Genomic DNA, 11988 nt, shown 5'->3' with positions numbered 1-11988 from the left:
CGCCGGGACTGCGCCGGCCGTCCGGCGCCCCCCGGCGCCGGTCGCGGTCTCCGTCAGCCGCTTGGCACCACTGTCAGCCCTCACCCGTGGCCGTGCGGATCGCAGCGCGCAGGTGCCCGTCGGCGTCGGCGAGCAACTTGGCGGCGGTACGGCCGTCGACCCCGGCCAGAATGATCAGGATCGCGTTTTTCACCTCGTCGTCCGCTTGGGTGAGAGCGGCCTCGATCGTCTCGTCGTCGGCGCCCGTCGCGAGGGAGACGATGCGGCGCGAACGGGCCCTCAGCTTCTCGTTCGAGGCGCGGACGTCGACCATCAGGTTTCCGAACGTCTTGCCCAGACGGATCATGGTGATGGTCGAGAGCATGTTCAGGACGAGCTTCTGCGCCGTTCCCGCCTTGAGCCGTGTGGAGCCCGTGAGCAGCTCCGGACCGACGACGACCTCGATGCGCTGCGCGGCGGCGGCGCCGAGCGGCGAGTTCGCGTTGCAGGAGAGGCCGACCGTGAACGAGCCGTGGGTGTTGCGCGCGTACTCGACGGCGCCGACGGCGTACGGGGTGCGGCCCGAGGCCGAGATACCCACGACGGTGTCGTCCGCCGTCAGCTGGAGCCCGTCGAGGTCGGCGGCGGCCAGCTCCTTGCTGTCCTCCGCGCCCTCCACGGAGGTGCTCACCGCGGCCGGGCCGCCCGCGATGAGGCCGACGACGTCGGCGGGGTCGGTGTTGAAGGTCGGCGGGCACTCGCTGGCGTCGAGCACCCCGAGGCGTCCGGCGGTGCCCGCGCCCGCGTAGATCAGACGGCCCCCACGGGCCATGCGCTCCGCGATGCCGTCGATGGCCGCGGCGATCCGCGGCAGCTGGTCGGCGACGGCGGCGGGGACGGTGGAGTCCTCGCCCGACATGATCCGGGCGATCTCCAGCGTGGGCAGCCGGTCGATCTCGGAAAGCTCGCTGCGGAACGCCTCCGTGGTCAGCGTCTCCAGCTGGGCGCGCAGTTCGCGGTAGTCGGCGCCGCCCGTGCCGCCCCGGGCCGGGCGGGGGGCGTCGTCGTTGCAGGACGGCGGTGTGTCGGCGGTAGAGGTCATGGAGGGAACGGCTCTCTCTGGCAGGCGCGGTTGCGGCTGGGAGGGTTGCAGTCGGTGCGTGTGCTGCGTGTGGTCTGTACGGGTGCTGAGCGGAGCTGCCTCGCGGGTGCGGGGTGCGGGGTGCGGGTGCGGCGACAGGCGCTTGACCCTTCCCCCGCGGCCCGGGCCGGGAACCGGTTCCGACCGGGACGGGCGTCACGCCGGTGGCGTAGGGCAGCTCCTCGCGCGGTCAGCGTGGACGGGGCGAATGCCGGTGTGCGAGTGCCTCGTAGGAGGCGGAGAGCGCGGGGGCCGTGCTCTCGTACGTGCGCTGCGCCACCCCGATGAACAGGCAGTCCACGACGAGGAGCTGGCTCGTGCGGCTGGACATGGCCGCGGGGCGCAGCTCGCTCTCGCGGGCGGTGGAGGTGGCCAGCACGTGGTCGGCGTACTGGGCGATCTCACCGTCCGAGCGTCCCGTGATCGCGATGGTGGTGGCGCCGCGGTCGAAGGCGACCCGCAGCGGTTCGATGACGTCGACCGTCCGCCCCGAGTGGGTGATCGCGACCGCGACGTCCCCGGCCTGCAGCTGCACCGCGGTGGTGACGGCCAGATGGGGGTCGGCCTCCGCGTTGGCGACGTGCCCGATCCGCAGCAGCTTCTGCGCGAGGTCCTTGCTGACCAGGCCGGACGCCCCGACCCCGTACACGTCGACGCGGCGGGCCGCGGCGAGGGCGGTCACGGCGGCCTCCAGCTGGACGGTGTCCAGGCCGGCGGCGGTGTCGGCCAGCGTCTGCTGCTCGTCGAGCGCGAGCTTGGCCACGACGTCGGAGATCGGGTCGTCCACCGCGATGTCGGCGGTGACCGCGGGTGCGGCGCCGGACTCCTGCTGCGCCGCGAGCCCGGCGAGGGCCAGGCGCAGGTCGCGGTAGCCCGGGAAGCCGAGGAGCCGGGAAGTGCGTACGACCGTGGCCTCGCTCGTACCGGTGCGCTCGGCGAGACCCGTGACGGTCAACTGGGCGCAGCCGGCGGGGTCTCCGGCGACGGTCTCCGCGACGCGCTGCATCGAGCGCGTCATCGAGGGGGCCATGGTGCGCACCTTGGCGGCGAGCGCGCCCGGGGCGGGCGGGCCGGGAGCGGGCCGCGGTGCTGCGGGAGGCGGGCCGGGCGAGGCGCCGGAGCCGGGGGCAGGGCCGCCGCCTTGGGGTCTTCCCTGGGCCCGGTTGTTTCTGGCGAAACTTTCCTTCAGGTAGGTCGTCATCGCCGGAAGATATTTTCACCACGGAGGGTGCGTCAAGGCTTTCAGGCCATATCGACCGGGATCTTCGCGCCGCTCCGGGGCGGGTGCCGTCGCCCTTTTGGTGCAATGGAGGCATGGACCAGCTGGAGCAGACACTTCACGCCGCACGTGCCCTCGTGCTCGCCGACCTGGAGGCCGGCAAGGTCGCGGACGCCGACGTGGTCTCGCTCGTCGAGGAAGCCGTCTCCCACCGCCGGTGGTGGGTCGAGCAGTGGCCCGAGGGCGTCGCCTTCGTGAACGGGCTGATCGCCCAGGACGTGCAGGACGCCCTGCTCGAACGGTACGGGCGGTGGCCGCTGTGCCCCGTGTGCCTCGGCTCCGACCCGCACGCGCTGGACATCGAGCCCGCGCTGGGTGAGGACCCGCACTGGGTGTGCAGCAAGACGACGACCTCGGTGGCGCGCGTCGGGGCGCTGAACAAGTGGCTCTGAGCCGCCGCCTCCGGACGGCGCGGCGAGGACCCGCACGGCGATGGATGTATGGCCTGACCTGCGGCGATGACGCCCGCGGCGGCGTCGCGGGCGTGGGGACGCACGCTTGCCGCTCCGGGGTGCACGCCTGCTCTGCCGGGACGCGACGCCGATGACCGTCTACATCGATCCGCCCGACTGGCCGAGGAGGGGACGCATGTGGTCGCACCTCGTCAGCGACTCCTCCTACGAGGAGCTGCACGCGTTCGCAGCCGCGATCGGCTGCCCGCGCGGGGCCTTCGACCGCGACCACTACGACGTGCCGAGCACCCTCTACCAGGCCGCTGTCGGTGCGGGGGCGGTCGAGGTGGGCTGCAAGGAACTGCTGCGGCGCCTCACCGGTGCCGGACTGCGCAGGCCGCGCCGACGGGGACCGGTGCCGCCCACCGGCTGAGGTTCACCGCCTGAGGTCACCGGCTGACGTTCGCCGGATGACAGTCGGCGGATGGCGGATGGCGGATGGCGGATGGCGGATGGCGGATGACAGATGACAGATGACAGATATCGGATGACGACTAACGGATGGCGCTCAGCGTTTGACGCTCACCCCCCTGCGTTTGCCGTCTGACGAGCGACGGATGACAAATGACGGATGACAAATGACCGATGACGACTGACCGATGACAACTGACAGATGACGCTCATCGTTCGGCGCGCTCATCGGGGGTCGGGGCACACCGCCGCGGGCTCGTGGCGCGGCGGACGGACGCGAGCGGCGGTCTTCCTCCGCACGTGCGACGCCCATGCCGTCGTACCCACGCCGGCCGCCGCGAGGGCGGCTCCCGTCCAGGCCACCGACTGGTAGCCCCACCCGGCGTCGATCACCAGGCCGCCCAGCCAGGGACCGGCGGTGTTGCCGATGTTGAACGACGCCGTCGTCGTCGCTCCCGCCAGGGTGGGCGCCGTGCCTGCGACGTCGAACATCCGGGTGTTCAGCGCGGGGGCGGTCATGAACGCCGTGACGCCGAGCAGGAGCGCCAGCCCCACCGCGGCGGCACCGCTCCGGGCGAAGAGGGCCAGCAGCGCCAGCGCCGCCGCCGACGCCGCGATGCCGCCGTACATGGTGCCGAAGAGGTGCCCGTCGGAGATCCGGCCGCCGATGGCGGTGCCGAGGAGCCCGCCCAGCCCGAAAAGCGCCAGCACCGTCGGCACCCAGCTCTCGCGCAGGCCGGCGACCTCCGTGAGCAGCGGCGCGAGGTAGGAGAAGACGGCGAAGACCGCGGCGCCGTTGAGGGCGATGGTGAGGACGGTGAGCCACACCTGCCTGTCCCGGTAGATGCGCACCTCGCGGGCGAGCCTCGGGCGGTCGTCGCCCGTCGGCGGCTGCGTCCGCGGTACGAACGCCAGCACCCCGGCCAGCGCGACCGCCGACATCACCGCCACCGCCCAGAACGCCGACCGCCATCCCGCGTGCTGGCCGAGCAGCGAACCCGCGGGAACCCCGAGGATGTTGGCGATGCTCAGCCCGCCGACGAGAACGGCCATCGCCCGGGCCCGCACGTCCACGTGGACGACCGAGACGGCCACGGCGGCGCCCACTGCCCAGAAGCCGGCGCAGGCGAGTGCGCTGACGACGCGGGAGGCGAAGAGCAACTCGTACGTGGGGGCGACCGCTCCGGCCACCTGGCCGACTCCGAAGACGAGGAGCAGTGAGATCAGGGTCGTGCGGCGCGGCAGCCGCAGCGTCGCCGCGGCGAGTACGGGCGCACCGACGACCATGCCGACCGCGAACGCGGAGATCAGCAGGCCGGCCTGGGGTATGGAGACGCCCAGGTCCCGGGAGAGGGGCTGCAGCAGGCCGGAGAGCATGAACTCGGAGGTGCCGAGCGCGAAGACGGCCAGTCCGAGGACGTAGACGGACAGCGGCATGCGGCTGCGACCGGAGGGACGAGTCTTGCCGCCGAGGGGGCCTGAGCCGGGCGGAGCCTGCGAGGCGGCGGTCTGGAGGGCGGTGTCCCGTGCGGCGTTGCCGGGAGCGCCGGAGGCGTCGCGGGAAGGGGCGTGGGCCGGGCGGTCGCTCTCTGCGCTGGAGTCGGGCATGTCACGCGTCAACGGCGCGCAGGCGCGCGGCATTCCGGTGAGACGTCCCGCAAGGGGCGGGTCCCGCGGGGGTCCCGCGCAGGTCCTGTGCGTACGGCGGTCCGGTGAACCGGCGGCCCGGCGCACCGGCGGGTTGAGGCGGCGGCGCGCTCCACGGCGGCGGGCTCTGGAGGCCGGAGGCGGGACGCCTTAGGGGTGGCGGCCGAGCAGCGCCACCAGCCGTTCCTGCGGCACCGCGTCGTCCGGCACGGGCACCGGAGGGTCGAAGACGCCCGCTCCCTGCCAGCTCTCTGCCATCGGGGCGATGTGGGCGTAGACGGCGTCGGCGAGTTCGTCGTGCATCCGGCTCCGTACGCCGATCCCGCGGGCGAGGTCCCAGCCGTGCACCGCCAGATCGGTGGTCATCTGCCAGCCGTACTCCGTCGCCGGGCTCTTGCCGCCGGTGACGTGGACGTCGCCGTGGAGCGCGCCCTCGCGGTGGAACGCCGGCCACGAGCCGCTGCCCGCCCGCTCCCAGGCCGCCACCGGGTCGCCGCCGACGACGTCGCCCTCGTAGCGGTCGCCGACCTGCGCGAGCGTCTCCCCGGCGAGCAGGTGCGGTGCCCAGAGGTGTTCGCTGACGAGATGGTTGACCAGGTCCCGGACGTTCCAGTCCGAGCAGGGCGTGGGCTCCTCCCACTGCCGGGGGCCGACCTCGTGCACCAGCCGGTCCCACTCTTCGAAGGCCGAGTCGAAGGCGTCGATCAGGTCCATGCCGTCCATGGTGCGCCTGCTGTGGCGGGCGGCATCCCGGCTGACCCGTACGAGCCTCCTCCGGGAGTTGCGGACCACCTCTGATTATGTGACGTATGTCACTTGGCCGCGTGTCATACGGGGAGGCCCACAGGTACGTGTACCGGGCGTCCGGGCCGTACGCAGCGGCGTACGGCTCCGGGCAGCGCGGTCGCCGGGCTGCGTGCACTCGGGGGAGTGCCGGGGCGGCTGCGGGTGTGAGCGGAAGAGCCGGCCGCCCACGCCCTGCCGTCCCGGCACGCGGGCCGGCGCCGCGCACCACCGGCGATCTGCGGGCACCGCGCCTCGCCGCCGGAACCCACGCGCCGGAACCCACGCCGCCGGAACCCGCGGGACCGGCCACCGGCGTCTGCCGCCGGGCCATCCGCCGCCGGGGTGGCCCGTGGCGCCGCGCCGTCGCCAGGCGCCCGTCAACTGCCCTTCTCACCGCTCCGGTCGGGCCTCTCGTCCGCCGGGCAGACCGGCACCTCGGTGGTGTTGCGGGTGCGTACGCCCGGCAGCCAGCCCCGGAGGCGGCCGCCGTCGCCGCCCTCCGCCTTCTCCACCCGGTACCAGCGCGTCGAGGAGATGCCCTTCTCGTCCGTGACGAGCCTGCCGTCCGTGACGACGCAGTCAGCGGTGAGACGGTCGCCGTGCCAGACGCGGCCCGCCGCGTTGTCCGGGTCGGCGTAGAGCGTGTACGGGTTCCTGGCGATCCGCAGAGAGCACTCCAGGGTGCGGAGCTCCCGGCACGGCTTCTCGACGTTGTACACGCGCAGCGTGACGGCGCCCCCGCCCGAGTCCGCGGGCGGCGCCGTGCTCTCCCCGGGCGCCGGACCGGACGCCGGGGAGACCAGCCACCACGTGCCGCTGACGACGACGGCCACCGCCGCGGCGGCGACTGCGATCAGCACCAGCGGACCCGGACGCCGTGGCGCGGGTACGTCGGTGCCGGCGGTGACGTCGCCGCGCGTGGCGCGCACCCTCTCCCACAGGCCGTCCGGGACCTCTATCTCCGCGTCGGCGGACCGCAGCCGCTCGCGCAGGACCCGCGCCGTCTCCTCGCGTTCAGCACGCATGCCGTTCTCCTCTCGAGCGGCCCGCGCGCTGTGGGAACGCGCCTCGCAGCTTGTCCAGTGCCCGTCTCCGGGTGAGTGCCACGGTGCCCCGGTGCAGGCCCAGGATCTTCGCGGCTTGGTCGATCGTGTAACCGTCCAGATCGACGAGGACGACGACGCCGGCCTGACGTACCGTCAACTGCCGTAGCAGACGGACGGTCTCCAGCTCCGACGCCCTGCGCTCCAGGCCCCCGTCGTCCGCCTGGCGGCCGGGCCCCGGGGAGGCCGCACTCGACTCCCCCGCGAACTCGACGTCGGCGACGAGCACTTGGCGCCGTTCCCGCCGCCAGCCGTCGCGGACGACGCTCAGCAGAGAGGAGAAGGCGTAGGCGTAGGGCTCCGGGTGGGCGAGGAAACGCTCGGGCCGCGCGGCCAGTTTGAGATACACCTCGTGGACGGCGTCCTCAGCCGACTGGCGCGACCCGGCGAGCATCGCAGCCCTCCGGTACAGCCGGTGCAGCAGCTCGCAGAAGACGTCGTCGAACGAGGGGCCGGGTTCGTTGCCGGTGTCGGAAGTAGTGACCACGTGGCCTGCGACCCTCCGTGGTGGGTTGCGTCTGGGTGGTGTGGCGGTGCGTCAAGTCCGTCGTGCCTCGTCATGGTGCGTCACGGCCGCCCGGGCCCGGGGCTCGGCTGCGCCCTGACAGGCTGGCAGTTCAGGGTCGTGGGAACCACCGGAGGCCGCAAGTCCGCCCGCTTTGGGACGATCGTCTCCCCGGCGACCCGTGCGTTCGCCCCTGCTTGTTGCTCCCCGCCGTCCTCGGAACGTTCCGCTCAGCGTCCCCCGGCCGTCCTCACGGTTCCTCTCAACTCGGCCCGTCCTCCCCGGTCTGCGAGCCGAGCAGCCCCAACTCGGTAGTGAGGTTGCGGCGGGCGGCCTCCTCCCACCGCTCCCGGGCGTAAGGAGTGCGGAACAGCTCGGGCAGGCCGAGGAGTTGACGCAGTACCCCGGCGCGCCCCGCGCGGAAGCGCTCCTCGGGGACGAAGGCGTACTCCCGGCGCACGGCGGCGGCGTAGGCGGCGTACTCGGCGGGGGTGCCCGCCAGCACGGCCAGGTCCGCGTCGCACAACAACTCCCCGGCGGTGTCGCCCGGTTCGGGATCGTGGGTGACGGTGAGGCGTACGAGCCGGACGACCTCCTCGGTACGCTCCGGGCCGACCCCGGCTTCGAGCAGTGCGCGTCTCGCGAGGGAGGCGCTGCGCTCCTCGTTCTCACTCCTGTCGGGGCGGTAGACCGCGTCGTGGAACCAGGCCGCCAGCCGCACCGTGTCGGCGTCCGCCCCGGGCGAGTGGGGGGCGAGTTCGTCCACGCGGCCGAGCACGGCTTCGAGGTGGCCGACGTCGTGGTAGTGCCGCTGGGGTTCCGACCATCGGCCGATCAGGTCCTCGCCGTACGGTTCGGGCGGTGGCTCCTCCTCGCCGTCCCGGACCCGTACGAGAAGAGCGCGCCATTCCGCGAGCAGCCGCTCGCGCGTGGCACGGGAAGCGGTTTCGTCGGTTGCCATGGCGCGATTCTCCCTCCGCCGACGGGGCGGGACGGTCCGGGGCCGGGTGACGCGCGGGTCCGCGGACGGCTCCTGACGCCCTTTCCGGCTTCGGCACGGCCGGCGGGCCCGGCTCCACCGGCGGCGCGATGCCGCCTTCCCGGGAGGTCGGAGGTGTGGCAGAGTGCGGAACATGTCTAGACCAATCCTCGAGGTCATCGCCCTGACGCCCGACGACGCGCGGGCGGCGCAGGCCGGAGGGGCCGACCGTCTCGAACTGGCCGCCGACATGGCCTCCGACGGCCTCACCCCGGACCGGCAGACCTTCGCCCGCGTCCGCGCGGCCGTCGGCCTTCCGCTGCGCGTCATGCTGCGCGCGTCCACCGGGTTCACGGCCGGAGACGACGGCGCGCTCGCCCGGCTCTGCGAGCAGGCACGCGGGCTGCGCGCCGAGGGAGCCGACGAGTTCGTGCTCGGCTTCCTCGACGGTTCCGGGCGGCCGGACCTGCACGCCCTCGCGGCCGTCACGGCCGAAGTCGGCGGCTGCTCCTGGACGTTCCACCGCGCCATCGACCGAGCGGCCGACCGCGCCGGGCTGCGCCGTGCGCTCGCCGGACTTCCGCCGGATCCCGGAGACGAGGAGGCACGGCGCGCGGATCCCGTGCCCGCGGATGCGGACGGTGCGGTCCCGCACGGAACGGCGGCGTGCAGCGCCCCGGACACCTATCTGACGGCCGGGTCGCCGGCCGGCGTCGGCGCCGGACTCGACGTGCTCCTCGCTGAGGCGGCACGCACCAGGGCCGGTGAACCGGGTTACGGGGCGCGGATCCTGGCCGGCGGAGGGCTCCGCCTCGACCACGTCCCCGCACTCGCCGCGGCGGGGATCAGCGCGTTCCACATCGGCGGCGCCGCGCGTCCGAACGGATGGGACAGCCCTGTGGACGCGGTCAGAGTGCGGACGTGGCGCCGCGAACTGGACGCCACGTTCCAGGACGGCTGAGCCACCGGCCGCCGCGCGCCCGTCAGTCAGTCCGCCCGCCCGCCCGTCCGCCCGCTCGTCAGTCCGTCCGCTCCAGGTCCTGGCGCGTGATCGCCCACCTGTCGTGGTCCCGCCACTCGCCCTGGATCAACTGGAAGGCGGGGGAGTGCCCTTCGAGACGGAAGCCCAGCCGTGCGACGAGCTTCGACGAGCGGGTGTTCTCCGGCTGGATGTCGGCCTCCAGGCGGTGCAGCCCCAACTCCTCGAACGCGTAACGGATCACGAGCCCCAGTCCCTCCGTCATGTATCCCCGTCCGGCGGCGGGCGCGTAGGCGACGTAGCCCAGGGTGCCGCGCTGCAGGCTGCCCCTGACGATGTTGTTGACGTTGACGCCGCCGACGATGTCCCCGCCGTGCCGCAGGCAGACCAAGTACCCCTCGTGAGTGGGCTCCTGGAATCGGGCGACGTACTGCGCGAAGGCCTCCCGGCTCATGTCGCGCTGCGGCACCCACGGCCGGTGCAGCTCCGCGCTCTCCCGTGCGAGGGCGGCGATTTCGTCGCGGTCTTCGCAGGTGACACGCCGTATCCCCACCCGGGGGCCGCTGAGGAGGAACTCGCTGTCCGCTGACGCCATCGCCCGACGGTATGCGGTCGCAGGGCCGGCCGGGAGGCGGTTCCGCAGCGTGTGCCTCCCGGCCGTTCCCGACCGCTTCCGCGTTCCCGAACCGTCACCCCGTGGCGCGCAGGTGCGGACCCGTCGTCACATGGAGGGCGTCAGCACGACGAAGTCGGCGCCGAAGGGGTCCAGGCAGACGGCCATACGTCCGACGCCCTCCGCGTTCTGCGGCCCCATGACGACGCTCCCGCCGAGTTCGCCGACCCTGGCGGCGGCTCCGTCGCAGTCGGTGACGTGGAAGACGGGGTGCCAGAACGGGTCGCCGCCGGCGAGGGCGAGGGTGTCCTGCGGGACCTGCATCAGGCCGCCGTGCATGCGCTCCTGCTCCTCTCCCGCCGGAGTGATCATGACGTACGTGGTCTCCGGGTCGTCCGGGACGGGCATCTCGCTGTACTGCCATCCGTAGAGGCGCTTGTAGAACTCCTTAGCCGCGCCCGCATCGGTCGTGTAGAGCTCGACCCACATCAGCGAACCGGGCTCGTCGACGCTCTCCAGACCCGGCGTCTTGCTCGGCTGCCATGCGGCGAACCGGCCGCCCTGGGGGTCGCTGAACTGTGCAAGGCGCCCCTGGTCGTCGACCTCGGACGGCCCCAGGCGGACGGTGCCGCCGAGCCGGCGGACCTCCTCCGCCGTCTCGTCGAGGTCGGGCGTCCTGAAGTAGACCATCCAGCCGGAACGGGCGTCCTCGTCGAGCGGGCCCACCGCGGCGACCGTCTTCCCGTCGTTCTTGAACAGACCGTAGGCGTCGTCGCCCGGTCCGAACTGCTCCAGCGTCCAGCCGAACACTCCGCCGTAGAACTCCTTCGCGGCGGAGACGCTCCTGACGCCGATGTCGAGCCAGCACGGAGCGCCTGTCGAGAAGTCAGTGGTGATCATGGTGATTCCCTCCGCAAGTCCCGGACACGAGCCGGTCCGTCCCCTGTACGGCCCAGCGTCCCATCGCGCGCCCGCTCCCGCGCGCCGAGCGGCGGGGGCCCGGCCGGGTCAGGCGGGGCGCGGTGCCGGGCCCCGCGTGCTGTCGCGGACCCGCAGCACCGTGCGCAGCACCACGGTCTGCAGGGGCTTGCCGGACCCCGCGACGCGGTCCTGGAGCAGTTCGGCCGCGGAGGCGCCCAGGTCGTACGACGGCAGCTGGACGGTGGTCAGCGGGGGACGGACGAGAGACGCCCAGGGCAGATCCCCGAACGAGAGGACACCGAAGGCGGGCGGCTCGACGTCCGCCTCGCGCAGGGCCTGCAGGGCGCCCAGCGCCATCAGGTTGTTGGCGACGAAGACGGCGTCCGGGCGTTCGGGGAGGGCCAGCAGCTCCCGCATCGCGGCGTGGCCGCCCTCGACGCGGAAGTCGCCGTGCCGGGTGCGGTCGTGGATCTGCTCGTCGGACGTGCCTGCGTCGCGCATGGCCGAGCGGTAGCCGGCGAGCCGGTCCTCGGAGGTGGAGGTGCCGGCGGGGCCCGCGATGCACGCGACGCGCTCGTAGCCGCGCTCGAGGAGGTGGACGGTGGCGTCCTCGGCGCCGTGCCGGTCGTCGACGGTCACGGCGTCCACTTCGGCCGCACGGGGCCGGCGGTCGACCGCGACGACGGGCATGCCGCGCGCGACGAGCCCGGAGAGGTCGGTGCGCGTGCGGGAGGCGGCGGCCACGATCACGCCGGCCATCTGCTCGGCGAGTGCGACGTCGAGGTAGCGCCGCTCCTTCTCGACGTCGTCGTCGGTGTTGCACAGCACGACGGAGAGGCTGCCGCGCAGGGCGGTGTCCTCCACTCCGCGGGCGAGCGAGGCGAAGAAGGGGTCCTCGACGTCCGGAACGAGGAGGCCGATGACGCTGGCACGCTGCGTGCGCAGCGAGCGCGCCACCCGGTTCGGGGAGAAGCCCAGCACGGCGGCGGCCTTGCGGACGCGTTCCGCGCGTTCCGCGGTGACCCGGCCGCCGTTGAAGACGCGGGAGACGGTCGCCGGGGAGACCCCGGCGGCGCGCGCCACGTCGCTGATCGTTGCCACCCGGCTCCTCCACGCCGTCGCGTCCTCCGGCCGCGGGACCGCCACCGGCGATCTCCGGCCCTTCCTGCGGGGACACCTTACTGACGTGAAAT

Annotated in this window: 13 protein-coding genes; 3 read left to right on the top strand and 10 right to left on the bottom strand. The window is 73.4% G+C overall.

Features of this window, described 5'->3' with window-relative positions:
* Positions 1-73: 73 nt before the first annotated feature.
* Both murQ and IEY56_RS07885 read right to left on the bottom strand, forming a co-directional pair.
* Entirely contained in the window at positions 74-1081 is a 1008-nt protein-coding gene (gene murQ, locus IEY56_RS07890) for an N-acetylmuramic acid 6-phosphate etherase (protein WP_189036382.1), read from the bottom strand.
* A gap of 229 nt (positions 1082-1310) precedes the next feature.
* Positions 1311-2321 (bottom strand): MurR/RpiR family transcriptional regulator, encoded by a 1011-nt coding sequence (locus IEY56_RS07885; RefSeq protein WP_189036381.1) that lies wholly within the window; start codon positions 2319-2321, stop codon positions 1311-1313.
* 113 nt (positions 2322-2434) lie between these two features.
* On the opposite strand from IEY56_RS07885, the gene IEY56_RS07880 reads away from it, so the two are divergent.
* Together IEY56_RS07880 and IEY56_RS07875 are read left to right on the top strand one after the other, a co-directional pair.
* Positions 2435-2791 carry a DUF8819 family protein gene (locus IEY56_RS07880; protein WP_189036380.1) on the top strand — a complete coding sequence of 119 codons (357 nt, stop codon included), beginning with the start codon at positions 2435-2437 and terminating at the stop codon, positions 2789-2791.
* A gap of 151 nt (positions 2792-2942) precedes the next feature.
* Complete coding sequence (locus tag IEY56_RS07875; RefSeq protein WP_189036379.1) at positions 2943-3224, top strand: DUF4031 domain-containing protein; 282 nt, start codon at positions 2943-2945, stop codon at positions 3222-3224.
* A gap of 263 nt (positions 3225-3487) precedes the next feature.
* Here the strand turns inward: IEY56_RS07875 and IEY56_RS07870 are convergent, their stop codons facing one another.
* The 5 genes from IEY56_RS07870 to IEY56_RS07850 form a co-directional block, all read right to left on the bottom strand.
* Positions 3488-4699, bottom strand: coding sequence for a Cmx/CmrA family chloramphenicol efflux MFS transporter (locus tag IEY56_RS07870; protein WP_189036542.1), 1212 nt, complete (start codon positions 4697-4699; stop codon positions 3488-3490).
* Positions 4700-5059: 360 nt separating this feature from the next.
* Positions 5060-5701, bottom strand: a complete 642-nt coding sequence (locus IEY56_RS07865) for a TIGR03086 family metal-binding protein (protein WP_229711705.1) — start codon at positions 5699-5701, stop codon at positions 5060-5062.
* A 371-nt stretch (positions 5702-6072) separates the two neighbouring features.
* A complete protein-coding gene (locus IEY56_RS07860; protein WP_189036378.1) occupies positions 6073-6720 on the bottom strand; it encodes a hypothetical protein in 648 nt (215 codons plus the stop codon).
* Positions 6710-7285, bottom strand: coding sequence for an RNA polymerase sigma factor (locus IEY56_RS07855; RefSeq protein WP_189036377.1), 576 nt, complete (start codon positions 7283-7285; stop codon positions 6710-6712). The genes IEY56_RS07860 and IEY56_RS07855 overlap by 11 nt, the downstream gene beginning before the upstream one ends.
* A gap of 280 nt (positions 7286-7565) precedes the next feature.
* A complete protein-coding gene (locus IEY56_RS07850; protein WP_189036376.1) occupies positions 7566-8264 on the bottom strand; it encodes an HD domain-containing protein in 699 nt (232 codons plus the stop codon).
* Between the two features lie 172 nt (positions 8265-8436).
* Here IEY56_RS07850 and IEY56_RS07845 point away from each other — a divergent pair, with 172 nt between their 5' ends.
* Positions 8437-9243 (top strand): copper homeostasis protein CutC, encoded by an 807-nt coding sequence (locus IEY56_RS07845; RefSeq protein WP_189036375.1) that lies wholly within the window; start codon positions 8437-8439, stop codon positions 9241-9243.
* Positions 9244-9301: 58 nt separating this feature from the next.
* Here IEY56_RS07845 and IEY56_RS07840 read toward each other — a convergent pair whose 3' ends face one another.
* The 3 genes from IEY56_RS07840 to IEY56_RS07830 all read right to left on the bottom strand — a co-directional run bounded on the left by IEY56_RS07840 (position 9302) and on the right by IEY56_RS07830 (position 11896).
* Complete coding sequence (locus IEY56_RS07840; RefSeq protein ID WP_189036374.1) at positions 9302-9856, bottom strand: GNAT family N-acetyltransferase; 555 nt, start codon at positions 9854-9856, stop codon at positions 9302-9304.
* A gap of 126 nt (positions 9857-9982) precedes the next feature.
* On the bottom strand, positions 9983-10774 hold the full coding sequence (locus IEY56_RS07835; RefSeq protein ID WP_189036373.1) for a VOC family protein: 792 nt from the start codon (positions 10772-10774) through the stop codon (positions 9983-9985).
* 108 nt (positions 10775-10882) lie between these two features.
* Complete coding sequence (locus IEY56_RS07830) at positions 10883-11896, bottom strand: LacI family DNA-binding transcriptional regulator (RefSeq protein ID WP_189036372.1); 1014 nt, start codon at positions 11894-11896, stop codon at positions 10883-10885.
* Positions 11897-11988 lie beyond the last annotated feature (92 nt).

It is taken from the genome of Streptomyces daqingensis (assembly GCF_014645895.1).
Lineage (GTDB): Bacteria > Actinomycetota > Actinomycetes > Streptomycetales > Streptomycetaceae > Streptomyces > Streptomyces daqingensis.
This window is presented reverse-complemented; position numbering and strand designations above follow the sequence as displayed.

Bases quoted from the DNA above. Each gene is read 5' to 3' on its own strand.
- IEY56_RS07885 (WP_189036381.1), bottom strand. From the start codon at position 2,321: ATGACGACCTACCTGAAGGAAAGTTTCGCCAGAAACAACCGGGCCCAG.
- IEY56_RS07860 (WP_189036378.1), bottom strand. From the start codon at position 6,720: ATGCGTGCTGAACGCGAGGAGACGGCGCGGGTCCTGCGCGAGCGGCTG.
- IEY56_RS07870 (WP_189036542.1), bottom strand. From the start codon at position 4,699: ATGCCGCTGTCCGTCTACGTCCTCGGACTGGCCGTCTTCGCGCTCGGC.
- IEY56_RS07845 (WP_189036375.1), top strand. From the start codon at position 8,437: ATGTCTAGACCAATCCTCGAGGTCATCGCCCTGACGCCCGACGACGCG.
- IEY56_RS07835 (WP_189036373.1), bottom strand. From the start codon at position 10,774: ATGATCACCACTGACTTCTCGACAGGCGCTCCGTGCTGGCTCGACATC.
- IEY56_RS07880 (WP_189036380.1), top strand. From the start codon at position 2,435: ATGGACCAGCTGGAGCAGACACTTCACGCCGCACGTGCCCTCGTGCTC.
- IEY56_RS07850 (WP_189036376.1), bottom strand. From the start codon at position 8,264: ATGGCAACCGACGAAACCGCTTCCCGTGCCACGCGCGAGCGGCTGCTC.
- IEY56_RS07875 (WP_189036379.1), top strand. From the start codon at position 2,943: ATGACCGTCTACATCGATCCGCCCGACTGGCCGAGGAGGGGACGCATG.
- murQ (WP_189036382.1), bottom strand. From the start codon at position 1,081: ATGACCTCTACCGCCGACACACCGCCGTCCTGCAACGACGACGCCCCC.
- IEY56_RS07840 (WP_189036374.1), bottom strand. From the start codon at position 9,856: ATGGCGTCAGCGGACAGCGAGTTCCTCCTCAGCGGCCCCCGGGTGGGG.